Here is a 26,632-nt window from a genome sequence, read left to right as displayed (position 1 = left end):
GTTTTATCTTTGTCATACAGGTGTTATTCGACAATATCATCTCACTATTTCAAAGTCAAGAATTCTGAACTTCACCCATGTTTTTATTACTTTACGAAAAGTAGTAGGTTCAGAACTGTCCGCGGGACCGAGATGTGTTGATAACTTCTTAACACTACTGTCACTGACGTCGCCTGTTACACGCTTAGCTGTTCCGGAGCGAAATCACTATTGCCAAGTGAAACTGCTTGTGTGCCAAAAGCGACAGCCTTTAGGATTATTAAATCCCGTTTCTCATCAACCGCGGTGTAGCCTTCTATGTTAAATTTTGTCTCTTTGCCTACCAGTTTTGCGTAGCCTCTTACTGCCCCTTCTACAACGTGGAGATTGGTCGCAATTTGGCCATCTCCGACGAAGAATCCACTACCCAATGAGAGCGGTTGACCGTTGGCATCTTCCATGACAAGCAACACCGTGGAACGGAAGGCTTTTTGAGCGATCTGTTGAGAAGTCTGAGCAGTTGCGACAGTTACTATACAAGATAGGAAAAATACTGAAAATACCAAAGATACAAAGTGCTTTATCCTTTTCTGTATTCGATCATGATTTTCTTTCCATTGTCTAATGATGAAGTCGTAAGTTTCATCTGAGGCGCAATGAACTGCGACTTAACACAAGCGATAAATCACCTTACTACGAACCGATTAACGTTCTCGTCTTGCATAACCGGGCCGAAAGTCGTTGATGAATCTGTTCAACCCGTTGCCTTCTCGCGCTAATGCTTTCATCTCTTCAATGTCATCCTCGTCTGCACTGTCGTAGGTGTACAGATAGACACCACCACTCGTAAACTGGATTCTGATGAAATCCGGTCCCTCCTCATAAGCAGCGATTCCCGAATTTCCGTGACGATTTCCATAGCGTTTCATGTTTCTCTCCTCTATGAATTCAGAAATTCCATAATGTGCAATGAATTGCGCTACTACGAACCATACCTCTTTTGATACCCACATATATTTTGAAGATGCATCTATTGGTAGTCAGGCGATTTATCATCTGTCTGTGTAGATTCTAATAGAAATCATCTCATTCATAGAATAGCACAGCCAAACCTCGTTTTCAAGTAAAATTATCCCAAGAATCAAGATGGAAAGGTCAGGGTGGCGGATAGAAAGTCTCTATTTTTTCACATCCTGACTTTACCCGCTTTTGTTTGACTCTTACTCCTTTTTGTGGTATACTATCTGCTAACTGATTTTAGTAATTACGGGTTTCTCTAAACCGTTTTGATCCTCTTCAAGGAGACACTCATGGCGAATAGCATACCAACGATCCCTGAAGACCACTGGAGCCGTCCAGTGGCTCTGGCTCCTGACGGGCAGTGGCTCTCTTTACGGAAAGTGGTAGAAGAAGAACCCGCCCGGTTTTCCTTTATCCAATTGACCTCTGAGCAACAGTCAGAATTGGTTGCGGAACGCATTCGACAGCGTCCCAAATTTGATATAGGTATCCTTGGGTTAGGGGTCCTGAGCAAAAAGCGTGCTATTAATGAAGTTCAGGCGCGAATGCGCATAGGACGCACCCTAATTGAAGTTGAACAGCGAATGATTGCACGTTTGATTGAACGGGCACGCGAAGGGAACCTCTGATCTGCCAAATAGGATGTTATTTCCCACCAGAGGCCCTGTGTGGCATTAGTACCTGATTTGAAAATTCTTGTTTGCGGCGTAAAGTCCCGGCGAGTGTCACACGCGTGCTCGGCGTTGATTTGGAATGCCCCACGCGCGTTCCGTGTTGATTCATGCGACGGGCATCATGGAACAAAAGAGCAGCATGCGTCAGTTGACAAGACTTGCACTACTTGCTACTAAGACCTGACACAGTGTCCTTGAGAAGAACGGTAGTCAACAAGTTACCCTCGGCCCATCTATAGCCTTGGCTGGCATTCATGACAAATTTCCTCGCCCTTTAGGGTGGGGTAGGTTGCAGTCATCTAAAATATAGTCAAATTTATACAAATTTACCTTGACAAAACGCACAGAACCGTCGTATAATTAACGTATCAGGTTGGCAAGCAGTGTAAGCATTACCGCTTGGTAATGTGCTTGCCTCCGACTTACACACGGATGAAAGCCTGATACCTGATAACCATGAGTTTACGAACACAGAAGATAGCACTCAACCCGAATAATAAGCAGTCGACGCTTATGGCACAGCATGCAGGTTATGCTCGTGTTGCGTATAACTTCGCTTTATCGTCCTTCAAAGTAGGCTTGGATACAGACGAATGGCGAAGTTATATTGACCTAAAGCGTGAATTCAATGCCATCAAATATAAGAAGTTTGACTGGTGTAAAGCACTCTCACAGAATGCCTCCAAGAATGCGATACACAATCTTGGAGACGCTGTCGCGCGTTGGAAAAAAGGACAAAACAAGTTTCCCGTCTATAAGCACCGATCTGGTAAATGCTCTTACCAAGCAGATAATGGACTCGGAACTGTTGAAGTCTACAAAAAGCGTATCAATCTCCCTAAAATCGGTTGGATACGCATACGTGAGGAACTCCAGTGGACTGGTGAAATCACGAAAGTTGTTGTGTCAAAACATAACAACAAGTGGTTTGTGGCTATTACCGTCAGGAACTTGGATAGCAATAACTATAATCACCAAGCCCTTTTGTTTGACGATAGACAACCGATAGGTGTTGACGTGGGTATCAATACGCTTGCTACCTGTTCAGACGGCACAACTTATGAGAATCCACGCCCACTGAAACGATATGAGCGAAAGGTGGCACGTGCGAACCGTAGACTCTCTCGTCGACAAAAAGGTAGTCAGAACTGGTATAAAGCGAAAGATGTGCTTTCTGCTGTTCACGCACGTATCGCGAATATCCGTGAGGACGCTCACCACCAAGCGACAATACGGATTGTCCGTAAGGCAAGTGCCATCGGTATTGAAACGCTTAAGATTACCAATATGCTCAAAAACCGTAAACTCACAAAGGCACTATCGGATTCAGCACTTGGGGGTTTCCTAACGAAACTCAAGTATAAAGCGGATAGGCGTGGTATACCGATAACCGAAGCACCGCAATTCTTTGCGAGTTCCAAAACATGTAGCCATTGCGGACACAAGAAAGCAGATTTGACGCTCTCAGAACGCACCTATCACTGCTCTGAATGTAGCTTTGAATGCGACAGAGACCTAAATGCTGCTATCAACCTGTGTCCAACTTAAACCTTAACACTTCGCCACGAGTTGCGAGGAGAAGTAAAATGCCTGTGGAGTTCGTGTAAGACCTCGTTGGGAGGCAGTGGACGTTGAAGCAGGAATTACGGCATCAATCAAACAAACACGTTAGATTTGTATAGATTCTAATACATTTTAATAGGTTTGTGAGATTTGTTTAAGTCCTAAACAGCGGTTACTGACTTGCCTTCACAATAGTGTATTCCTGGGGTTGACCATCAACAATTTTGAACACGCGGATACCCGCAGCAGGTTTGATAGGATGACGGTTCTCATCAAAGCCGGAAATAGTTGTTGCCCCTTGGTAGTCAGTGATAGCTGTAACTGCATCCCGAATCATAACAGGGTCTGTTGATTGCACGTTTTCAATGGCTATTGCCAATAATTTCATGGCATCGTAACCTAATGGTGCAATACCAATAGTCTGATCCCCAAACATAGTTTCATAAGCCACAGTAAAATCTGGGTCAAGCTCGTCTGAGATACTACAATAGTAGGAATTTTCGAGGGGTGTGTTATCCTCTAAAATGTCTAACATCAACGAATCATCCCAACCATCGCTGCCGATAAAGGTGGATTTAATGCCCATCTCCCGTGCCTGCTTTACTATGAGCGGGCTCTCTGGCGGAAAACTTGCGAGAAGCAGAACGTCAGGGCTTGCCTCTTTGATTATCGCAAGTTGTGCGTCAAACATTGTATCGTCTTGCTCATACGTTTGACTGACAACAATGCGCCCGCCAAGTTTCCTGAAAATCGCGTCAAATGTGTTAACGAAACCTTTAGAGTACACATCCCCGTTCTGCCAAATCATGGCTGCAGTTTTCTTTCCGAGGTCGTTCACCACAAAACCTGCCATGACTTCTGCTTGCAAGGCATTTGAATTCGCCACGAGAAAGAGGAAATCTCTCGGGTCATTACCAGTGTTCGTCACGTCGGCTCCTGTTGCCCCCACAATAACAGGGATATTGATGATCGGTCCAACTTTAACAGCACTACTTGAAAACATGGGACCTAATATAGCGACAACATTTTCTATTTCAGCTAATTCTTTGGCAGCATCAGCAATGCTTCCTATTTCTACTTTATAGATAAATTCTACCTGCCTCCCAAGAACACCGCCTGTCTTATTGATTTCGGCTAATGCGAGTCTTGCTCCGTCGCCAAAAGTAGCGTAATTTAGCAACGGATGAATCAAACCCACTTTAAGTGGAGCCATTGGTTCTTCAGCTATTCCGACATCTTCAGAAAGGCAAGCGACTGAGAGTGTGAGTAATACACATAGTGTTACCCTAAAAATTTTCGGATTCATAAACTACTCCTATGTTTTTAGGCCAAAGCCTCCAGGTTCAGTCTAATATTCAGTTGATAGCAGCCGAGAAGCGTCCATAGACTTCAGGATTCCCCACATAGACGTTGGTAATGGCTTTGAGAAACGGTGCCAAAATGCCAAAACTTAGGCAATGTAAACACGACCTAGGGCTGTTTAGTTTTAAGAATTTATCGAGTCGCGTGTCTGTTTTACTGAGCCAGCGAGGTTAGGAATGCACGTCGCATTTGAGCGAGTACGCTGCAAAACCTCGCCTACCGGGTGGGAAGGTCAAAAAAGCCTGAAAAATATTCACAGATATAACGTAAATATATAAACTAAACGACCCTGGACCTAAACCTTTTCAAACACACGTTAATATCTAAGAATTATACTAAATTTTGGCATTTTAGTCAAGTAGGACTTAACCTTCAACCGGAGGGACTTGAAGAAGGAGTCGGTGAGCAGCAGAGAGGAAGCCTGCTAAGATTATCCTCTCTGCGCTCTACCGAAATTTTCTTTTGAATTCTATATAACTGAAATCATGATGATGTCTGAGTATAAATTATAAATTATGAATGGATTTCAGTTTGAATTCTGTATGACTGAAATCATAATGACGTATAATGTATGAATGGATTTTAGTCATACTAATAGTATTATACACAAATTAATTCAGTTTTGCAAGAAAAAATTCAATTTATGTATGAAAAAATCTTATTTTGGTGGATTTTTTGCAAAAAATGCGTTTTGAAAGGGTAGGAACTTAACTATGCCAATGCATAAACACCGCGTCGGATCCTGACAATCTCGCCTGTTTCTACAAGATGGGTGAGTTCGTTTTTAATGGCACCCGGATTCCCCTGAATTGCTTCAACGATTTCAGATGTTGTTTTCTCTCCATCTGAGAGCAGATCGAGGATCTGGACATGAAATGGGATACGCTCGAGTTTACTCCCCCTCAATCTCGTCAAGATCCGGTTCGCTTGCGACTTAGAAACACCGAGCAGATACTCAACGCGTTTTCGATCCCACGATGCATCCATGTTCGCGTATTCTGCCTCGTAATCCTCACGTATCCGAATCGTCTTTGAAAGTTCATCCAACCCACCAGCGATTTCAAAGTCTTCCCAATCAAATAATTCTGTCTCTGGTGCATCGGTAACAAAGGGTATACGTAAAGCTGTGTTGAGAACCAGTGTTTTGTCTGATGACTCGTTGAATCCAGCAATACGAATCATCTGTGTCAGCGAGCCGATGGCGTTTTGTTCGTAGAGTCCCTGTATCCGTTCATCTTCAAATTGATAGGGGTTCATCGTCAAATTATAATTTAACGGCTCCACTCGGTTTCCAAACAGAACTTTCGCTTGTTCCCAGACAAATTTCGGTTGCCAATAGGGCGTACCGACGATCCAGACAACATCAGCAGCTTCAAAGATAGATTGTAGACCTTTGATGCGGTCGTAGTAAACGTCAGTAGTTTCAAAAGCGGTTCGCAACTCCTCAGCGTGTGCTGGGGTGTCTTTGATGAGATCGTGATAGTTGATAATATTATCAAGAACATTTTTCAACATTATCTTTGCGCTTGTGCTCGAAATAACAACATGCTTACGATCCGGATGCCGCTTCGTTTCTTGATAGATACCGGTAAAAAAGCGATTTGCAATTTTAGAAAGACTAAACACGTCCCAATTAACCTCGTAGTTTGCGATTGCATGGGAGATATGCGGTGCGCTCCGCAGCTGAAAAGCCTTATTGCCTGAAAGCGATGTCTCCTGCGATTCAGCCTGTCTCACCGAGACAGTCTCTTCAGGAAAGACTTCTTTGAAACAATCTTCCGAAAACGCTGGTGATATGAACACAAGGTGCTGAATCTCTTGATGAATTTTTGATGGTAACCAGAACCGCAGAATCCCATCATCGACAAACATCGGAGCATCCACATCGCGGGTGTAATACGCAAAAAATGTCTTCAATTGATGCCATAACGTCCACTCTGGGTCGCGATATACATTTGGGAGTTTCTCTATGTTCTCTGAGGTCGATATATCCAAAACCTCAAGTTGGATCGCACTATCCATATCCATGGCAGCCCTGCTACTCTCTTTATCTGTACAATTTACCTGATGCAGCTGCTGAACAATGCTATCTTCTAACCCTTCAAATGCCTGAATAACCGTGCGAATCCGCTTAGCGATATCACCATGCTGACTGTCTGTAATCCGAATAGCGTTCAGGACTGTTTTCGCGAATTGACCTAACGCCGCGCCGCTCCAATTAATGAGCCAACCTTCAAGAATTTCGCTTGAGAGACGATGTTCTGAAAAGAGTTGCGTGAGCTGGGATTCAGAATCATTTATAATACAGACCCTACTGGGAACAATCAGCGCGTCAACAAACGCCGCGTACCGCCGGTCCAAAAAGAGATTCGGAATCTCTGATACAATGACCTGTTTCTTTTTGAGTGCCTTGAATTGAGAAAGATACCCACGCGCTTGACACGCGTCATAAACCGAGCAACTCGGGCAGATACTTTTGTTCGGATCACCGCCTTTCTGTTCTAAGGCATCGCATCTCTCTGCATCTTCGCAGACGTTTCCCCGCGCGAAAGGGTTCTTCATTCGTTCAGCAATCGACATCCATTTCGCCTGTTCCCAACGATGGTTTCGCGGTTTCCAACGTCCTACTGAAACGTCCTGCGCTTCATAATACCGCTCTGCGTCTTCAGCATCGTGTGCGGTATTCGCGTTGATCCATATAGGTGCGGTATCAAGAAACGTGGCTTCGATTTCACATTTCTTTTCCGTGCTCATTGCACCCGTGATAATTCCAAGAATGCGAGCTTCCGTTTCAGAGAGATTTTTCTCATCCGCTACTGCAGTGTGTTTCGCTTTCTCAAGGAGCGGTCTCGGTCGTTTAATCCCAATCGGAGCCAGCTCACCGCGTCGCACTGCAAGGATACTTTCATTTACGAACGACTCTGTTTCTAACGATTCTATACAATCGAAATCGTCAAAATCCTGTGTATCCTTGGTCGTTTCATCTATCGTGTCTAATTCCGATGCCGGGGCGGATTCATGGAGCTGTTCTCGTAAGACCTCAAGAAACGCAAAAAGCACGTCTTTAGAGATGATAGGCGGGTCTAATAGGCTGCCCCTAAGAATCTCGTAGCGGGCATCCCAACGCGTGTAGCCTTTATTTCCAACAACCCGTACGTAGACATCTCGATCGCGAGGCGGATTTAAACCAGGTCGGTGCTTGTGAACATACTGCCTCGTATTTATAGTATTTGGATGAAGATAGTCTGGGATTCGACACGAAAACCGCAAGCCGCCATCTTTAAGTAAGGTGAGGAGCGGATTCATAACAGCGTTGACGAGTGCGTCGAGACATGCGCCAACGGCATCCTGCGCGTCTCGGATCGCCTTGTAGGTGAACTCGATGTCGTGCCAATTTGCCCCGTCGCGTGCAGATGGCGTTCCTGTATAGACCTGAATCCCCCACGACGAAAACCATCGTCTCGGCTCCCAGTTGAGTATGCCTTGTCGTCTTAAGAGACGCGTGCCACCACGATACACTGGACCCCGATCGAAGGGTGCCTGTCCAATCGGCATGAACGAGATATCTGCCTGTTCAAGCGCATGCAAAAGCAAGGGATACCGATGCGCACAATAAACGAGATAGTGGTAAGGATATTCATCGTGCAAGGTGGGTGAGACAATCGTCTCCCGCTGTTGTAGATCCTTTCGTCGCCGTTCGTGACACTGTTGGATAATATCCTTCACAGATTCCATGGCAGACATCTCCATAGAGAACATACGTTATCGAGTTTTTACGAACCTTGAAAATGACTTGAGAGCGGCGTGTGAAAATTGCGAAGTTGACGTAGGTTGTGAGCGTTCGCGGGAGAAAGATCTCGCAGTTTCCCTCTTCTGGGGTTCGTTGTTTTGAATGACACGGGTACCATCGCGCCATTGAAATCATTATACTATAAGCGAAATAAATTATCAATACGCCTTCGTTAAATGTCTCAATATAGATTTGCAAGCTGCGAAAAAAAATGGTATAATTCCGTCATAACTAAACACAATACCTTGGAGATTACTTTGAATATTGAAACATTAAAAGGAAAAACAGTGGGTGCCGCTGTTTCGGGCGGTTTGGATAGTTGCACCATCACCAAGTGGTTGGTCGATAACGGCGTTAAAGTCGTCTGCTTTACGGCAGATCTCGGACAACCTGATGAACGAGACGTATCTGAAATTAAAGAACGGATGTTGGCATGCGGTGCCGAAGACGCTATTATTGTAGATGCGAAGGACGCGCTTGCAGAAGACGGTATTCGCCTCGTCCAGTGCCAAGCGATGTATGAAGGCGGTTATTGGAATACAACAGGTATCGCACGGCATGTCACGGTGAAAGCTCTCCTGCCGGAGATGGAGAAACGCGATATTTCCATTTTAACGCACGGTGCAACCGGTAGAGGCAACGACCAGGTTAGATTTCAACTCGCTACTAATATGCTGAATCCACGTTTTGAGGTATACGCGCCGTGGCGGGATCCTGAATTTCTCAAAAATTTCGGTGGTAGGAAAGAGATGATAGACTTCTGCCAAGCACACAACCTCCCGATTACCGCCACACACGAAAAACCTTATTCGACTGATGCGAATCTCCTCGGATTGACGCATGAAGCTGGGCGACTCGAATCCCTGAAAACCGCTGCAGGATTTATTAGTCCGGGTATGGGCGTGCATCCGAAAGACGCCCCTGACGATGTAGAGCATTTTACTGTTACGTTTGCGCGGGGAATACCTGTTGAGGTTAACGGAAGCCCCGTCACACCGCTCCAGAGTCTACTGGAGGCGAATCGTATCGGCGGTCGAAATGGTGTCGGTATCGGCATCCATACCGTTGAAAATCGGTTTGTCGGGATTAAAAGCCGCGGGGTCTATGAGTCTCCAGGGATGGAATTGCTTGGAAAGTGTTATGAATATCTACTCCAACTGATTTTGGACAGACGGGCGCGCCGACACTTTGATGGCGTTGCGGCTACAATCGCTGAGCAGGTCTATCAAGGCTATTGGTTCGATGCTGCTACACAGGCACTGTTGGCTTCTATTGCGCCGCTAACCCAATTGGCGAGTGGAACTATCACAGTAGCACTTTATAAAGGGAATGTTGCGTTCCATGCCGCAGGTGGTGCGCCACACTCACTCTACTCCGAAGAGACGGCATCTATGGAAGCGGTTGGTGACTTCGACCATGCGGATTCAGAGGGATTCTTGGCGGTACTCGGTGTAGGGGCGCGTGCCTCGGCTGTTGCTGGACACACGCAGGAGTAAAAAGAAAGGAAGAATGGAAGGTGGCAACGGCGGAAAAGTGAAGTATTGAAGAATGGAAGGGAAGGAAGGGTTCTTAAGGCACTTCAATTTTCGCGAATACTTGTGAAATGATACTCTCCACATCACGACCGTCCGCTTCCGCTTCGTAACTGATAATGACCCGATGCCTTAGCACATCCATACCCACGGCGTGAATATCTTCAGGGGTAACGTAGCCGCGTTGGGAGAGAAACGCTCGCGCCCTCGCAGCAAATGCCAAAAAGATGGTCGCACGCGGCGATGCGCCGTATTCAATCAAGCTGCTAAGTTCATCTAATTGATAAGCTTCGGGTGTCCGCGTCGCACACACCAGATCGACGATATAGTTCTCCAACTGTTCAGCCATATAGATACTGCGGACGATTTCTCGGAATCGGATAATATCTTTCGGGGAAATCACTTGCTGAATTGCTTGGATTTCTTCGGTTGTCATCCGTCGGAGGATTTGCAATTCTTCTGCGTGCGAAGGATAGTCAACTTTAATCTTTAGCATAAACCGATCCACCTGTGCTTCTGGCAGTGGATAGGTGCCTTCATGTTCAATTGGGTTCTGGGTTGCCAGAACAAGGAATGGGTCATCAAGTGGATAGGTCGTTCCACCGATTGTAACTTGCCGTTCCTGCATCGCTTCGAGAAGTGCGCTTTGGACTTTGGCGGGTGCGCGGTTTATCTCGTCTGCGAGGATGACGTTAGCGAAAATAGGTCCCTTTTTCGTGTAGAAATCACCCTTCTGTTGGTCGTAGATGAGTGTGCCGATGAGGTCTGCAGGGAGTAGGTCGGGCGTGAATTGTAGGCGGTTGAAGGAAGCGTCAATCGTTTGCGCGAGCGCGCTCACGGCGGTTGTCTTTGCCAGTCCAGGTACGCCTTCAAGCAGAATATGCCCGTTGCAGAGCAGCCCGATGAGCAATCCTTCCAATAACTCGCTTTGCCCGACGATAACTTTTCCCGACTCTGTGAAAATCTGCTGTATGTGCCCACTGTCCGCTTGGATGCGGGCATTCATCGCTTCTAAATCGTAATTTTGCATATTAGATGGCTGTCAACAGTCGGCTTTCAGCGGTCAGAAAGAAACCTTTATGGTAGGCGCAAGCGTTTTCAATTACCACAAGCGAGTGGCTGAAGCCGATGACTGATTGCTAACCGGAATTAAAAGAAAGATTGCGTTTCGCCTTCCTGGAAGGACTGCTCAAGCCAGGGATCCTCAGTTTTCTGCCTGAAGTCGATGACCTTTTGGCGCATCTCGTTGGCGATGTCTTGTAACGCTGGCACGTCAATAAGATTTTGTGATTCTGCTGGATCGTTTTCTATGTCAAAGAGTGCCTCGCGCCCTTGGTGTAGAAAGTCTGTCCGCTGTCGTTCACCGAGTTGTTGGACGTTATCGTTCCGAACGGCTGTCCATGAGATGGATCGGAACAGGTCACTGGGGAGCGGCGTCTCCAATTGATACGCCAGATTCCGGACGTACTTATACCGTCGACCGCGCAACACGCGATAGGGATAGTAGTTGGTCACCTCGTGGAAGCAATGAGAAAAATAGGTTTCTTCCCATTCACCGTTCCCTGGATGCGCGCTGTCATCTTCGAGGATGGAGAGAATAGACCTGCCCGGGAGTGCGTCCGTGCCATCGGGATGCTCGACACCGCACCACTCTAACATCGTTGGACAGAAATCGACCCAATTGACGAGTGCTTGGTTGTGGAAGCCGCGTTTTTGTTGTGTAGGGCTGGCGATAAGCAGTGGGCAGTGGTGTCCGCTGTCAAAGCTCGATGCTTTCGCGCCCGGAAACGGCATGGCGTGATCTGTTGTGACGAAGACGAGGGTTTCGTCTGCGCGTCCAGAAGCGTCCAGGGCATCTAATACCCCTCCCACTACAGCATCCCATCGTGAAACGCTTTCGTAATAGTCAGCGAGGTCTTCACGGACTGCTGGGACATCTGGCAGGAAATTCGGCACGATTATTTCGTCCGGGCTATAGGGGTCGGATTCAATACCGGCATGTGTCCGGTCATTTCCGAAGCCTTTGCCTGCTCGGTGTGGATAGCTGCTACCGATGTGGAGATAGAACGGTTTGTCGGCGTTCTCAGCGAGAAAGTCATTTACCTTCGCTGCCATATCTACAGGGCTTCTCGCGTCGACCCTCGGCTCATAATCAAACGGATAGACTGTGGCGGGTTCGACGTGTTTCTTTCCGATACACGCTGTAGCAAATCCGTGTGCTTTCAGGATTTTCGGCACTGATGTGATATGTTCATGCGTACGGAATCCGTGAATCCCGTGGCAGTGTCCGTATTGTCCATGTGTGTGGCTGTGTTGTCCTGTGAGAATGCAGGCGCGACTCACAGCACAAGATGGACTTGTACAGAATGCATGGTCAAACACGACACCGCGTTCGGCGAAGGCATCAATGTTTGGTGTACGAATAACATCGTTTCCGTAGCATTTTGCGATACGGCTCCAATCGTCAGCGATAACGAACATGACGCTTTTGTAGGAATTGTTCATCGTTCTCCTTTTCACTTGTAACAAGCGCGTTACTCGTCTTTGCCGTCAGGCGTTTCGTCGGTCCAATCTTCTTCGGTATAGGTAATGCCATGTTTTTCACAGAACTGTTTAAAGCGGGCGAAATCTTCCTGTCGCGTTTTTGCCACCGCCTTTGGCACGGCTTCGGCTACCGCTTCAGCTACGGCTTCGGCTACCGCTTCAGCTACGGCTTTCTCTATGATCTCTGGCATCTTCTTTCTCAATTCCCAATACATCATCATCCTCCTCATGTGTGGGAGTATCATAAAAAATACTGCCTCGATGAACCCAAACCGAGCCAGTGAGGACAGCGTGGATCTCACTGCAACGATCTTCGGCTGATCCACAAGAAACTCCCAAGTTGTAAGTCCCACTGCTGCTATACAAAAAATAATTCCGTATAGCAAAAGCGATATGTTATATTTTCTACGCGGAATTAGCATCCCAAGCACGGACACTGTATCGTCTTCCCGCATAAAATCCGAGAGCCAGTTTTTATCCTTCAAAATGTTCTGTTGTTTTCCTTCAGGGCGACCCTGGTTACTCGAAAAGTTGCGAGACGGAACAGGTGAACCCTGGTACAACATCCTCAGCGGTGAGAGTGTCTTCACACGTAAGCAGGGTCATATCTTTTTCAGAACGGTAAACCGTCACTGTTTGAGAGCGGGGTTCAAGAACCCAGACGCGGCGCGTCCCTGCGTTCAGATAGGCAAACGCTTTGTCGACAATACGCGACTGAGCGTCTGTCGGCGAAACGACCTCAATTGCCAGATCGGGCGGTATCGGAAATCCTTTGTTTTCGTCTCCATCTAACCGGGTTGTTGACACAAACGCCACATCTGGCTTCAGTCCACGTTCACCAACCTGAAAAGTTGTCTCTACATGTACCTCCCCTAACTGATTCTCACGGACATGCTGGTCCAAATACCGAATGACGTTGACACTAATCCTGCTATGTGCTCTCGTCGCTGGTGACATCGGCACTAATTCTCCTTTAACGTACTCATATCCTTCTATATCGTACTCAAGAAATTCTGCCAATGTCATGGAGACCTGTTCGGGTGAACGAATCCCTTCCACGATTTCATGGAGTTCTTGTTGTGTCATGCGTTTTATGCCTCTGTGACTGAGTGCTCTGTGAGGTTTATTGTAACATCTAACGTTGCGTTTGTCAAGGCAAAATTCTGACAAAAAAGCAGGGAGCCATAAGAGCTCCCTGCCTGAATATTATACCAGATAAACAGGTCTTATTTCCGAATCAACAATTTTCGCGTAGCAGTGAAATCGCCAGCGGATAGCGTATAGAAATAGACACCACTTGCAACAGACTCCCCTTGTGCGTTCCTGCCATCCCAGTACGCGGCACGGTTTCGATCTTCATAGAAACCTGCTGTCTGATGCCCTAAGTCCAAGGTACGTACAACCTGCCCGTTGACGGCATAGATCGTGAGTGTGACCTCTGCGGGGTTTGCTAAACGATACGGGATCCACGTTTCTGGGTTGAATGGATTCGGATAATTCGGTAATAGCACAGTTTCTTCTGGTGCTAACAGGGTAAGGAGTTGTGCCAATAACAACACCCCGCGCCGATGAGCAGGCGACTTATCGGCGAACTGTCTGGCTTCAGTGAGCCACTGTTGTACCTCTTCTGGGGTGAATAGATGCGACACCTGTCTATGGCGCGCCGGCAGCCGCCTCTATTGCCGCTAAAACCAAAACGATATCCTCTGCATTCACAATGCCATCACCGTTGATATCCGCATCGTTCTGTCCATATTTTCCCAAGTTCGCGTGAACCAATGTTAGATCCTGGGTATCTACGACCCCATCGCCGTTCACATCTGCCGCTAACGCTGACGGTTGAACATCTGGTGCGGCTCCCCAGAGCCGGATGGTATTGTCATCTCCCCCACTTACGAGTGTCTGCCCATCCGGACTAAACGCCACGCTGAGGACAGTATCCGTGTGCCCTGTGAGGGTTTGGCGTTGGATGCCGGTGTTTACATCCCAGAGACAGATGATTCGGCCGGCACTCCCACTTGCGAGTGTCTGCCCATCCGGACTAAACGCCACACTATAGACACCTTGCGTATGCCCTGTGAGTATTTGGTGTTGTATGCTGGTGGTGACATCCCACAGATGGAGAGTTCTGTCAGCACTCCCACTTGCGAGTGTCTGCCCATCCGGACTGAATGATACGTCCCAGACAACCCCCGTATGTCCTATAAGTGTTTTACGTTGCATGCCAGTGTTTACATCCCAGAGATAAATGATATTGTCAAGACTACCCCCTGCGATAGTTTGTCCATCCGGACTGAATGATACGCTACTGACAGCATCCGTATGCCTTGTGAGGGTTTCATGTGTGCCGGTGGCAACATCCCAGAGGCGAACAGTTTTGTCGACACTTGTACTTACGATAGTTTGTCCATCCGGACTGAACGCTACGTCCCAAACCCAATCGGTATGCCCTATGAGTTTTTTGATTTCAGCACCGGTGGTGACATTCCAGAGACGGATGGTGTTGTCAAAACTCCCACTTGCGATAGTTTGTCCATCTGGACTAAACGCGACGCTGTAGACACTGTCCGTATGCCCTATGAGTTTTTTGATTTCAGTGGCTGTGTTAACATCCCAGAAACGGATGGTGTTGTCACCACTTCCACTTGCGATAGTTTGTCCATCTGGACTAAACGCGACGCTATAGACACTGCTCGTATGCCCTGTGAGGGTTGTGCGTTCTGTTAGCGCGTCTGCAACTTGCGTCCTAAATGACCAAGTCGTCTCAATTGCATTACCGCTCGTATCCCGGACACTTAACTGCACATTGTGTTCGCCACTGGATAAACCGCCCGCCCGGTAGGAAACGAGTTGGTTTATGCTATCATAAGTATGTGAGACAGTGTTTCTGTCAACCTTCAGCACAATTGAATTGCTGTTAATCTTGCCTGCAGGTCCTGAGATCACCGCACTGATAACGCTTGGGGTTTGCTTGAGCGTTGCCCCTGCAGCGGGAGTCAAGCTTGACCCATCAATAAAGACATTATCAATACGCCCTACGACAACCTGTCTCTGAATTTCGCGAGAGAACCCGTTTTCCGCCGACACTTGAATGAGGTATGTTCCGTGTTTATCGACGGAGCGGTAGTTATTGGCATAGACACCGTCGTTCGCCGCACGATCATCATGACTACCGTCATCGTGTAAGTTAAGCGTATCAACTCTGCCGTCTGGACGAATGACTTTGGCAGCAGTCGTCGCGCCTAACACTGCGGCAAATGTATCCCCAGTTTTTTCTTGGACCTCGATGCCGATCTGGATGGTTTCGCCAACGGTATAACTTGAATCGAAGGAGAGGAGATTGGTAAAAAAATCTGAAGCCGCGCTCACGGTGAGGTTGAAGGGTTCTCCTTGCGGTGGAATATCTGTGCCGGTCGCCTGTATCTGCCATTCGCCTACCTTTGGATTCTCAAGCGTATAGATGGCATAAGTCGGCGCGGGTTTATAAGTGATGCGTGGGTTCGCAGCAGCGTCCCGGGGCGTTATCTGAGTGCCATCTGGATCAATAAGCACGAGTTCAATCGTGCTGCCCTGCCAGTTGCAGGAAACGTCCATCTGATCGACGGTATCATCAATTGAGACATTCTTCGTAATTTGCTGGTTCTCATTAATATAACCGGCGTAGCTTGCGATTGTAGATTTACCGGTCGTTTTGTCAAGGATTACGCTGTAAACGGTCTGTATATGATAGTCATGGGATGCCTCAAAATATTCGCCTCCGGTGGCTTGAGCGATCCTTAACGAGTTCAGCGGCTTCTAATACCATTTCTAAAAGTTTATCTCGCATTAACCGAACCCACTCACGTCACACCCAGTAGGTGCGGTTTCTAACCGCACCGAGCAGTGCTGAAAAATAGCCAACCTTTTAAGAGGAATTATCAATTAGAATTGGTATAACGCTACAAGCAAACCACTTGAACCAATTTTCACAAATTTTCCCACTTTCGGTGCCGCTTTCAGGGCTTTTCCAGATAACTTTAGTACTTGTGGAGCCAAAACTCTAATCAGCGTCGGTGTTGTCTTCCCAATTCCTTTGGCAACAGCTGTTAATCGATCCTTACTAATTACCGTCAAATCGTCAAGTGCCATTTTCATGCCATCGATCATTGCGGGGTCCTTAAGACCGCCCACCTGCTCCATGAGTAGCAACGTATCCTCTAAACCTTTCAATATGATAATATCTTTGGCCATTTCTGCCATAAGAGAATTCCGACGGATTTCGTCATTGATATTATCCGCTAACTCAAGTACAGCACTCAACACACCTAAGGCACGTACGCTCTTGCCGAAAGGCCCCTTATGAATCCTATGTGCTACTTTCTTCGCAAGTTCATTTTTACTGACAATCTGTCCGTGTTCAAGTGCTTTCCTATAATCTTCAACTTGACGCAGGTGTTGATAGGCAGATCCCCCAACTTTCGCCCCGATATTTGCCAAACCCAAGAGTTGTAAACTGCCGTCCAAACTGTGGTCAATTGCGTCGGGTAAGAGATCGGGATACAGACGTCCCGTTTCTTCCAAAACCACTGCGCGCAGAACCGCGTCCCGATAAAAGTGAGCGCGGGTAGTACGGGATTTTATCTTATCAAGCTTATCACTCAGATCAAAAGCTGAGAAAAAATCAAATGTTCCTCCGTCTTCGCGTCTCAGTTGAAACAGTTTTATGTCAGAAGCTGGCACCGCGGAAAAGGGTATTCCGAGTGCTTGGGCAAGGATAGATTGTCCTTCCTCCCAGAGGACTTGCTGTCCATCCGCGTCAGTTATAGATAGTTCCTGAATACCGGGTATAAGCGCGAGATCTCCCGCGCTGCCAACCTCAACCAGATCAAGAATACCGGACTTGCCACCAGCTAAACTGAAACCGTCAATATCGACACGGATTGTGTCCTCGTTAAAGATAAAATCTTGTGTTGCCGCGTTCGCCTGCTGTTGACACGCGCCAATTAGCACTATGGCGGGAATCAAAAACAGTATTAACATCAAAATCCGATTAACTTTCATCTATGAAAAATCTCCTGTTTTGGTAAATATAGTAGATTCCGTATTCTAAGTGCATAAATAGCCTGCCATCAGCGTCCCTTCAAGGCATGACGCGGCATCGTAGCGGCGAGGTTGCCTGTCTCTGTAGGGTGCGTTCCCAACCTCTACGAGAAGTATTTGTGCACCCCCGCAGCTATTAAAGTTATAATAAGTCAATTTGTGTTTTTATTCAAATTAAAAATTTTAACCCTTAAGTAACTATAAAATTACACAACACTTTCTGGGAAAATGCAGAGGGGTATTTCGTTTTAAGTTTTGGTATGGAGAAATAAGGTTCTCTGTACGCATATATGGCGTGAAAACTCACGCCATATATGCTATATTTCACCTTAAGTGCGGTTGGGAGTTTTGGATGGAGAGACGAAGGGGGGTCTAATTCAGCTGATCGCGAACGGCTTGACGAACTGTAGTGCATATCTGCACTACATGCGCTGCATCCTCAGCCGTGGCAAACTCTCCCGGATAATGGAGATCCACAGCATGGGTTGTAAATGATGAGAAGTCCGAGTGCCATGCCCGCCAAGCGGGAATAGTGGGAGCTATTAAGCTGAGCGAGTCTTTTAAATCGTGCGTTTTTGAAAAAGGGATGTTCGCCTCTTGAAGCCACGCCTTCAGGTATTTTTCGATACACTGCTGCGCATGGAAGCAGATAGCATCATAGACAGGCGTCGATGATTGATGATTCTGGCGCATAACGGTGTAATCGCCTTCAGCCTTTTGTATCCACTCCAAGGTTAATGGATTCATAGCGCGTTTTTCCTTTTTAATCGGTTTTAGGAAAAAATCTGTGGATTGATAAAGTACTTTTCCTTTTTCGGTGATCTCGCGAAGGAACCAGTCGTTATACGAAACGCGGTAGGCGATTTCTTCAGGAGAACGCACCAATAGATCCATGCGAAACCGGCGTGGAATACGCTGCAGGATTTCTACGGTTTGGCGGCGCGTCTCTGATTTGGGAATCGGCATCACTACGAGTAGGTCGACATCCGAATCCTCTGTGGGGGTGCCGTAAGCATAGGAGCCAAAGAGAATGACTTGTAGTGGTGCGAATTCCCGCACAATATCATCGCATGTAGCTTGAATGTCTTGACGACTAATCTTGTCCATTTTCTGTAGCCCAATTGAAGAATTTTTATTAGAGCTGGTCTTCAATCCACTCATCGTCATGCTCGGGATTGTAAATCAAACCTCTTTTGATGTCGAGGCAAAGGTCAAGGTATTCTAAAATCATGTGCCCTACAAGGGCTGGCAGGTCCGCTGGCAGGTTTGCTACTTCTATTGTTCCGTCCCGTTCCAAGACTGTATAGCGGACTTCTGAATAAACGGTTCGAGTGACGATACCGTTCGTGGTTCGCGCTCGTCTATTCCTGACTGGCGTCAAACCGAGCTGTTCAATGAGTGGTTCTGGGAGGGACAACCCGGTTGCGCCAGTATCAACGACCGCGTCCTCAACAATGACTTGCCGAATTTCTCCAGGGGCGATAACGCCTGCTTCCGCCAAGAACATATCTTTTCGGTTTACGAGTTCAATTCTTGTTGTATGTTTCATTTTCTATCTCCATAAGGTTGTTAGTGGGAAGCGGTTTTTCTGCTATATCAACCCACCCCGTTTCCTTAGAAACCACTCGAATCCAAGTAGCGCGATGACCAACCCGAAAATTAGGGGCATATCCCAAATGTCTACGTCCGTAATCTTTGACGTTGCACTCTCGACAAGTGGAATCCGATTGGCAAGTTGCGATGCTTCTTCGGGACTGTAGTATGCCCCACCGCTACCTTCAGCGAGTGTTTTGAGAAGCTCGACGTTGAGTTCGGCGTTGCTAAATTCGGCGTAGGAGGTCTTTACCTCGAACAGACTCTGTTGTTCTCCGAGGTTTTCACCATCAAGGGTACCGGTAGCAGTGACGGTGTATTCGCCGTACCGATTCGGAATAAAACGCGCTGTATAGAATCCGTCTTTACCGAGGACCTGCTCAAGTTTCAGTTCTCTCCGTTTTCCCGCTTCATCAACCACAACTGCTCGGAGTTTTGCGTTGTTTGTGGGTTCAAACTGCGGATCTGTAGCGGTAACCTCAATTATCACGGGTTCTTTCAGGGAATAGGCGGTTTTCGCAATATCGAGTCTAATATGTTCCTTGGGTGCGGTTGTCAACCACTTGGCGACCTGTCGCCAGAACCGTTCATAACTATCATCTTCGTGGGGGGTATGCATCCGCCACCGCCATGAGGTGTGCGGTGTAAACACCATGACGCGTCCTGCATTGTAGTTATGGGTTGCAATAAGGATGCGATTGCCGAATTCATTCCGATCTGTCGGATGTTCAGCGAGAACAAGTGCTCCTGCTTTTGCCCGCTTTACTTTACTATAGCCCATGAGCGTAGGAAGACGCGTCCAACGCTCTATGTTCTCCGTTGGGCTATTTGCCAATGCCATGAGTGTTTCAACTTTTCCATCGGGTGTCAATTGCAATTTATATCCCGTGTTTCTAAGAGACTGCGAGCCGCGTCGTCTGGGTGCTAACGGTGCCGGTGGTGAACCGATTTCCAACTCTATGGGGAGGCATTGGGCAATCGGTGTGTTAATATAGGATTCCGAGAATTCGTGATTCCCTAAAGATTTGGAACCGCCTAACATCAGCAGTCCACCGCCTCGGGTGCGTACGAATTCATGGGTGTTCTCTAACTGCGTAGGGGTGAATTGTGAAGCATCGACGTTGCCTAAGATAATCGCGTCAAAGTCGAAGAGCATCTCTTTCTGGTCGGGATAAAAGCGGAAATTGTGTGCTGCTTCGGATTGTGTGCCCCCATAATGCCGTGTATCGTTGGTAAAGCTTGTCAAGAATCGGTCGGTTAGTTGGATGTTCGGATCGTTTTTGAGGGCGCGTTTTATAAAGCCGAATTCGGAACGCGGCTTGCCATCAACGAATAGGATTTTTACGCGTTTTGTAGGTGCTACCTTTAATAAAAACGTCTTCGTATTATTTTGTGGGACCGCTTCCGTTTCGCCTAGCTCTGCATGGACTTCAAATCTTTGGGTGCCCGCTTGTCGCGGTATGAACCTGAGCAGGACACGTTCTGTTTTTGTGTCAGATACATCATCTGTTACACGGAGTTGGCGCATCCAGGAGGACTCTTTATCCATATCAACGGATTCTGTTTTCAGTATCCGTCCGTCGCTGATGAGTTGAACGTTGACTTTCTTTCCCGGAAATCCCTTGCGTTTGAGTGTTAACCACATTTCTACGGGGAAATCTTCCTCGGCGGTTCTCGGAATATCCACTTTGACGAGTTCGAGATCCGGGTTGCCCGTTTTTGAGCCGATACCGACGGTATGGATAGGGAGTTTCCGTTCTCGGATTTGCATCGCGAATTTTGCGATGTCTGCGCTGCTTCTGTCTGCCCCATCTGTCAACAGCACAGCCCCAGAAAGCGGGACACCTTGTAGATCGTCGAGTGCTTCGTTAACCGCCTGCGGAATATCTGTACTTTCGCCGTTCGCTGCGTTCAACGGTTCGCTCGGAATCCGTTTTGCTGTCGTATCGAACCCAAAGAATCGTACTTTGAATTTGGCGTTTAGTTTCTCAAGAAGCCCCTCTCCCTCTTTGAAAAGGAGTTCGTTGGCGCGGTGCAATCGGGTTGCATCATCGGTCGAATCGGTAATCTGCATGCTCTTGGACTGATCGACCATTACCAATAGATAAGAATCATCAGGACTGGTTTGGTAAATTGTGAGGAAGGGTTTAAGTAGACAGAAAGCGAGTAAACAGAGCACAACAGTGCGAAAGAAAATGAGAATCCCTCGAAATGGGCGTCGCGTGCGTCCGCGCGTGCTCCGATATGCCCATATCGTAGCCACAAAAAGCGCGACGAGCAACACGGCTATCAGGAGTCCCGGCAGCGGCACTCCAAACGAGAAATTGCCTTCTCGGAAGACATCTATGGGGTACTTCATCATTTTCTCAAACATTTTTTAACCTACGCTTAACAACGGGCAATGAATTGCCCTACTACAAACGGAATTACTTCCAATTTTAGCCCACTTTGTGCCTTTGCCCCGTGCGTGCGGACTCGTGCAATGCATCAATAACCCGCATATTCCCGAGTGCGTCGGCTATCGGTAAGAGAGTCGGTGTGTCAGTTTCCACTGCTCGGCACAGGTCAAGGATCTCAGCACTATACGGATTCACGCCAGTAACGCTAAAAGTTTCACCGTTGATGGTGAAATGCGATTCTCCTTCCGAGTTGCCCCACGCGCTCTGAACGAAGAGCGTGCCCTCTGTGCCAGCGACCTCATAACATTCACGCCACGTCCAGCCGAAACTACAATCCAATTGTCCAGTAACCCCATTACCGAAGTCCAAGGTCCCGATGAGGGTTTCCCAAACACTGTTGATCGGTTCAAACTTTCCTGTTGCCCAGACCGACTGTGGTTCTCGCCCAACAAGATAACGGATAATATTAATGGAATAACACCCTAAGTCCATGACAGCACCACCGCCGAGGTCGCCTCTCAATCGCCAATTCCGACGATCTGTCAAGCCTGTCGAAAAACTGGAGCGCGCATAGCGGACCTCTCCGATGGCGCCTTCTTCAATTTTCTGTTTCACGGCGAGCGTTAGGGGGTGGTGTCGATACATAAACGCTTCCATCAACAGAATATTGGCGCGTTCGGTAACCTGAATCATCTGTTCCAACTGTGTGGCATTAACAGCAATCGGTTTTTCAACGAGAATTCCTTTAACACCACACCGTACGGCTTCCAAGACGTTTTTCAGATGGCTTGAGGGCCACGTTGCAATCACCAAGATATCGGGCTGCTGTTTCTCCAACATCTGTCGAAGGTCGTTGTAAGTATTTTGGACGTTATATTCAGTGGCGAAGCGTGCAAGCGGTTCAAACTTCTCATCACACGCCCCCACAATTTCAATCTCTGGTACATTTCGCCAAGCGTTGCCGTGAGCCTGAGAGATGCCACCACAACCGACGATTGCTACGCGGTGTTTTGGATTAGAGGGTTCGGGCATAATTTTTTCCTTTTCAGGGACCTGAAGTGCCTACTTACAAAATTGAAGAGATGTCTACAGGGTTGTTTTCCTGTGCGGACTGGTTCGCTGCAAGGGATATTGCGAGTGTTTTAACCGCATCGCTATAAGGACTCAAGATTGAAGCGGCATCACCACTGCGTACTGCTTCAACAAAAACGTCATCAATTGTCGGACTCGGTGCTGTTTTATCTACCCAGTCGCCATCTTCCTGTACTGTGACTTTTGATGGATTCCAATTCAGGAGTTCTCCCTCATAAAGCACATCGAGGATATTGGCGTTTGCCCAGTCCCCTGCATAAGCCCAAGTAGCAGTCAGCGAACCGACAGCACCACTCGCAAACTGAAGGGAGACACTGTTCGCATCTGGGCAGTCCGTTTCTTTGAGAAACCGATTTGCTTGCATGGCGTAGACGGTCTCGACTTCACCGCACATATAGCGCATCATATCGATGGTATGTGTCGCTTGTTCGACAAGTTGCCCGCCGGATTTGTTCATCTGTCGGAGCCACGCGTTCGGGTCCCCGTGTCCAGTGCTGCACCAATACTTACCGACGACCATGTTAATTGTTCTGTCCTGCAGGATCTGCCGTGTGATTTGGGTCGAACCGAGGTAACGGAGTTGATAACCGACACAGGTTATGAGTCTGGCTTCCGCTACTGCTGCTTCAATCTCGCGGGCGATTTCCATACTGATAGCGACAGGCTTCTCAACGAAAAAGGGTAAGCCGCGAGCAATAACATCAAGCTCTGGTTGCCCATGAACAAAGACCGGAAGACTCAAATAGACTGCGTCCAAGTCATCACGTTCAAGGAGTTCCTGGTGTGCGGTATAGGCATCAGCGTTATGTTTTTCAGCTGCACTTTGCGCTCGGTCAGCTTGAACATCACAGACAGCCACAACGCGTGCACCTTCGATTTCGGCTAACCGATTCATGTGACCATTGGCGTTGCCGCCACATCCGATAAATCCAATTTTAACTTCAGTCATTTTCACCTCTATTGCGGTCTGAAATTGTTACAATTTTCGTGCTACCTAACGCTCTTTGAAATTAACCTGTAACGCCTTTTCGATATTTTCACGTGGGTGAACACCGAATCGTTCTTCAAAATTGCGATCAAATGCTTCTTCTTCGGCAGGGTCGGGTTGAAGTGGGAGCGCAATCGGTTGACGATTCGTCCGGATGGATCGGTGTGCGGCGATGACCATCTCCTGATCTGCCCTTCCCATTTCTCCCGTCCAAAGGGGTTGCGTGTCTTCTCGGACTGCGCGAGCGATACCGTCAAGCATCGTCGCCAATGAAATACCGCGCTCCGGTAGAGTTGTGTGCCGATAGGGGTTTACCCATTCAACAGTGCCACCTAACGATCGTGGAAGTTCTACAAAGATACGTTGTAGCGTTCCATCCTCACTATATTCTCTCTGAAATTCGTACGTTTGTGCCTTGCTGCCGCGTAGGGCGATGTCCTCATCCGTGCAAACGTTGACCGTCTCACCACCAGTAGCACTCTGGTTTCCGTTGGTAATAATCGTTCCGCGTTCACCACACGACTCAAAACCGACGAGTTTGTTCCGTCCGAGACACCCGTTTTTATTTCCGACCATGGCGATGCCGAGTCCGCCATTTTCAAAATCTACGGCGTAAAATTCGAGGTTCTCCCGATTAAAATCCCGTTTTGCGCTATCAATGTAAGAGGTAACAGGCATCGTGTGTCCTATGCTGCTGACCGCCGTAGGCGCAGCGTTCATCCGACATCGTATCGCGGCGAGTCCATGGTATCCAGTCGTCGAGAAAAGCCGATAGCACTTATGGACATCCCCGATGACACCTTCGTGAATGAGTTTGCACACAAACTGCTCAACCGGAACGAAAGGAAAATTCTCTGATGTCTGAAGTTTGGCCGCATTTTCAGTAGCATCAGTAATCATCATATCCATCAAACCGAGGGTTGGTGCGAGTCCGGTCTCCACGTTGTGCGGAATACCGCAGCGGGAGAGATAGCAAGAAACGATATGATGGAGTGGTGCCGGCACGACGACATCACAGACATCCAAGGGTACTTCTTCAATAAGCTTTCGGACATCGGTGTATGCCTTAACGCCCAGCTTCGCTGCGCCTGCCGCTGCCGATTCGCGATGTGCGTCACACACGGCGACAACCTCAAAGGTGTCCTTTAATGTCGCAGCTGTTGACAGATGTGCTGCGCCGCGTCTACCGTGACCGATGAGTGCATATTTTAAACGTGACATTTCATTCCCCAATTCTGTTTCAATTGGTAAACCTTAGAATTAATCAGACATTCAGCACCGGTGCGGTTAGGAAACCGCACCTACCGGGGCAGGGTAAAATGTTCATTTATTTTTCTGGTTTACCAAATGACTATTAGCCATCAGAACATTCGCTACGCTGATTTTTGATTTTTTGCTGATTGCTAACCGCTAATTAACACACTGATAGCCGGTTGTCTCAAGCCGGGTTCGGATATTATCTACTTCGGCAGTGGACAGTTGACGGAGGGGTCGGCGCATCGTCATTGATGGGAATCGACCCATTAACCAGCGCGCACATTTCATGCGTTGATGTGCATCACTGCTCGGTTCACCAAAGTTGTAGACAATCCGCGCCAGTGCGTCTACTTGACTGCGCGCCTTGCGCGCACCAAGTAGGTCGTTGTTGAGTGCAGCGTGAACGACATCTACCATCAACTCTGGCACAAAACCGGCAAACCCGATGAGAGCCCCGTCACTGCCTTCAAGCAGCGAAGCGAGTAGGTATTCATCGTGACAGGTCAAGATAGGAACGTCCGGTGCCGCTTCTTTGAGTTGTTCATAATCCCATCGCCAGCGCGCCATGTCGCGGGTCCCCATCTTAATACAGATAACCTGTGGGATCTGGACCATCTCCAACATCTCTTCGAGACTATAGCCTGCCTTCGTCCATGCCGGATATTGATGAACAATAATGGGTATATCTGCGCCTTCAGCGACATCTTGGAAGAAGCCGACTGCGGTTTCCGGAGTCCTCCCGAAACGCAGCCAGTGGTGTGCAGGCATTAAGAGAATGGCATCTGCCCCGGCTTCCTTCGCTGCGAGTGCGTCATCAATTGCCGGAAGACTCCCTTCCGCACTCACGCCTGAGACGACTTTAACTTGGTCGCCAACGGCTTCAGCGGTAATTTGTGTAACCCGCTGTCTTTCATGCAGACGGAGAGACATAATTTCGCCGGTGTGTCCGTTACAGACCACACCTTTTATGCCTGGGACACTCGCAAGTTCCTGCATATACTGACGCAGTCCGGTTTCATCAATGGATTCATCTTCATGAAAAGGACAGAGCGTCGCCGGAAATACGCCTGCCCACGAGTGGTGCTGCCAATTCAATTTCATTTTTTTGTCCTAAAGATTTGCCAAAATAGATCTTTCTTTCTGCAAAATTCTGCGTGTATTTCTGATTTTGTTCTATTTTAACTTGATTTTGAATCCAAAATCAAGTATTATTTTAACAAAACAGATTTCGTCTCGTCGGTGTCGTTAAAAATCAAAATGTCTGGTTTACATCACTGGAGGATGTTCAGGTGCAAAAACAGAGAAGGCTTAAAATAATTGCTGCGAGCCTCGTTTTGCTAAGTGGTATGGTGTTTTTAGGGTACGTCATGCTTAAAAAGACGAGTGTGCAGCATTTTACACCTGCTTTGCTTGTGGTAGATAAGGGCAAAGTTGACAATCAACTCGTCCAAGTTGATGGTCTCATTGCGGAAGATAGTTCCAAATGGGATGCCGCCGATTTTGAACTCACCTTTGCTGTCCGCGACCGCGAGAGTGCAGCAACCGTCAATGTGATTTATAAGGATAGACTTAAGCCAGATAACTTTGTTGATGGCGGTAGCGTTTTCGTTGAGGGTAGATATGATGCCTCGCAAAACCTTATTGTTGCTACGAAACTCATGACGAAGTGCGCCTCGAAATATGAAGGGGCAGAGAGTGCTATACCTACAGATGAAACTTCTTACATTTCGCAGTAAGAGATACACGATACTTTAAAAAAA

Annotated in this window: 22 protein-coding genes; 4 read left to right on the top strand and 18 right to left on the bottom strand. The window is 47.6% G+C overall.

Annotated elements, in window-relative coordinates; all coding sequences use genetic code 11:
* Positions 1-176 precede the first annotated feature (176 nt).
* Positions 177-440 carry a hypothetical protein gene (locus OXN25_23035; protein MDE0427742.1) on the bottom strand — a complete coding sequence of 88 codons (264 nt, stop codon included), beginning with the start codon at positions 438-440 and terminating at the stop codon, positions 177-179.
* 243 nt (positions 441-683) lie between these two features.
* The gene (locus OXN25_23030; GenBank protein MDE0427741.1) at positions 684-908 is read right to left on the bottom strand and encodes a hypothetical protein; all 225 of its coding nucleotides are present in this window, start codon (positions 906-908) and stop codon (positions 684-686) included.
* Between the two features lie 381 nt (positions 909-1,289).
* Between OXN25_23030 and OXN25_23025 the strand changes: the two genes are divergently transcribed.
* Both OXN25_23025 and OXN25_23020 read left to right on the top strand, forming a co-directional pair.
* A complete protein-coding gene (locus tag OXN25_23025) occupies positions 1,290-1,628 on the top strand; it encodes a hypothetical protein (protein ID MDE0427740.1) in 339 nt (112 codons plus the stop codon).
* Positions 1,629-2,129: 501 nt separating this feature from the next.
* Entirely contained in the window at positions 2,130-3,221 is a 1,092-nt protein-coding gene (locus tag OXN25_23020; GenBank protein ID MDE0427739.1) for a transposase, read from the top strand.
* Positions 3,222-3,408: 187 nt separating this feature from the next.
* On the opposite strand, the gene OXN25_23015 is transcribed toward OXN25_23020, so the two are convergent.
* Positions 3,409-4,542 carry an ABC transporter substrate-binding protein gene (locus OXN25_23015; GenBank protein MDE0427738.1) on the bottom strand — a complete coding sequence of 378 codons (1,134 nt, stop codon included), beginning with the start codon at positions 4,540-4,542 and terminating at the stop codon, positions 3,409-3,411.
* A 767-nt stretch (positions 4,543-5,309) separates the two neighbouring features.
* Complete coding sequence (locus tag OXN25_23010) at positions 5,310-8,333, bottom strand: hypothetical protein (GenBank protein MDE0427737.1); 3,024 nt, start codon at positions 8,331-8,333, stop codon at positions 5,310-5,312.
* A 312-nt stretch (positions 8,334-8,645) separates the two neighbouring features.
* Between OXN25_23010 and argG the strand changes: the two genes are divergently transcribed.
* Entirely contained in the window at positions 8,646-9,884 is a 1,239-nt protein-coding gene (gene argG, locus OXN25_23005; GenBank protein MDE0427736.1) for an argininosuccinate synthase, read from the top strand.
* Positions 9,885-9,957: 73 nt separating this feature from the next.
* Here the strand turns inward: argG and OXN25_23000 are convergent, their stop codons facing one another.
* The 14 genes from OXN25_23000 to OXN25_22935 all read right to left on the bottom strand — a co-directional run bounded on the left by OXN25_23000 (position 9,958) and on the right by OXN25_22935 (position 25,973).
* Complete coding sequence (locus OXN25_23000) at positions 9,958-10,950, bottom strand: AAA family ATPase (protein ID MDE0427735.1); 993 nt, start codon at positions 10,948-10,950, stop codon at positions 9,958-9,960.
* 119 nt (positions 10,951-11,069) lie between these two features.
* Positions 11,070-12,425 (bottom strand): sulfatase, encoded by a 1,356-nt coding sequence (locus OXN25_22995; GenBank protein MDE0427734.1) that lies wholly within the window; start codon positions 12,423-12,425, stop codon positions 11,070-11,072.
* A gap of 29 nt (positions 12,426-12,454) precedes the next feature.
* Positions 12,455-12,949, bottom strand: coding sequence for a hypothetical protein (locus tag OXN25_22990; GenBank protein ID MDE0427733.1), 495 nt, complete (start codon positions 12,947-12,949; stop codon positions 12,455-12,457).
* Positions 12,950-12,983: 34 nt separating this feature from the next.
* Complete coding sequence (locus tag OXN25_22985; protein ID MDE0427732.1) at positions 12,984-13,550, bottom strand: Uma2 family endonuclease; 567 nt, start codon at positions 13,548-13,550, stop codon at positions 12,984-12,986.
* A 140-nt stretch (positions 13,551-13,690) separates the two neighbouring features.
* On the bottom strand, positions 13,691-14,113 hold the full coding sequence (locus OXN25_22980; GenBank protein ID MDE0427731.1) for a T9SS type A sorting domain-containing protein: 423 nt from the start codon (positions 14,111-14,113) through the stop codon (positions 13,691-13,693).
* 4 nt (positions 14,114-14,117) lie between these two features.
* Positions 14,118-16,058, bottom strand: a complete 1,941-nt coding sequence (locus OXN25_22975; GenBank protein MDE0427730.1) for a dockerin type I domain-containing protein — start codon at positions 16,056-16,058, stop codon at positions 14,118-14,120.
* A 327-nt stretch (positions 16,059-16,385) separates the two neighbouring features.
* Complete coding sequence (locus OXN25_22970; protein MDE0427729.1) at positions 16,386-17,504, bottom strand: hypothetical protein; 1,119 nt, start codon at positions 17,502-17,504, stop codon at positions 16,386-16,388.
* Between the two features lie 411 nt (positions 17,505-17,915).
* Positions 17,916-18,650, bottom strand: a complete 735-nt coding sequence (locus tag OXN25_22965) for a HEPN domain-containing protein (GenBank protein MDE0427728.1) — start codon at positions 18,648-18,650, stop codon at positions 17,916-17,918.
* Positions 18,651-18,678: 28 nt separating this feature from the next.
* Positions 18,679-19,092: an aspartyl protease family protein gene (locus OXN25_22960; protein MDE0427727.1), complete on the bottom strand. Its 414-nt coding sequence runs from the start codon at positions 19,090-19,092 to the stop codon at positions 18,679-18,681.
* Between the two features lie 42 nt (positions 19,093-19,134).
* Complete coding sequence (locus OXN25_22955) at positions 19,135-21,510, bottom strand: glutamine amidotransferase (protein ID MDE0427726.1); 2,376 nt, start codon at positions 21,508-21,510, stop codon at positions 19,135-19,137.
* Between the two features lie 64 nt (positions 21,511-21,574).
* Positions 21,575-22,567 carry a Gfo/Idh/MocA family oxidoreductase gene (locus OXN25_22950; protein ID MDE0427725.1) on the bottom strand — a complete coding sequence of 331 codons (993 nt, stop codon included), beginning with the start codon at positions 22,565-22,567 and terminating at the stop codon, positions 21,575-21,577.
* A 34-nt stretch (positions 22,568-22,601) separates the two neighbouring features.
* Positions 22,602-23,576, bottom strand: coding sequence for a Gfo/Idh/MocA family oxidoreductase (locus tag OXN25_22945; protein MDE0427724.1), 975 nt, complete (start codon positions 23,574-23,576; stop codon positions 22,602-22,604).
* A gap of 45 nt (positions 23,577-23,621) precedes the next feature.
* Positions 23,622-24,836 (bottom strand): Gfo/Idh/MocA family oxidoreductase, encoded by a 1,215-nt coding sequence (locus OXN25_22940; protein ID MDE0427723.1) that lies wholly within the window; start codon positions 24,834-24,836, stop codon positions 23,622-23,624.
* A gap of 189 nt (positions 24,837-25,025) precedes the next feature.
* Complete coding sequence (locus OXN25_22935) at positions 25,026-25,973, bottom strand: dihydrodipicolinate synthase family protein (protein ID MDE0427722.1); 948 nt, start codon at positions 25,971-25,973, stop codon at positions 25,026-25,028.
* 188 nt (positions 25,974-26,161) lie between these two features.
* On the opposite strand from OXN25_22935, the gene OXN25_22930 reads away from it, so the two are divergent.
* Positions 26,162-26,608, top strand: coding sequence for a cytochrome c maturation protein CcmE (locus OXN25_22930; protein MDE0427721.1), 447 nt, complete (start codon positions 26,162-26,164; stop codon positions 26,606-26,608).
* The last annotated feature ends 24 nt before the right edge of the window (positions 26,609-26,632 follow it).

The organism is Candidatus Poribacteria bacterium, from assembly GCA_028820845.1.
Classification (GTDB): Bacteria; Poribacteria; WGA-4E; order WGA-4E; family WGA-3G; genus WGA-3G.
This window is presented reverse-complemented; position numbering and strand designations above follow the sequence as displayed.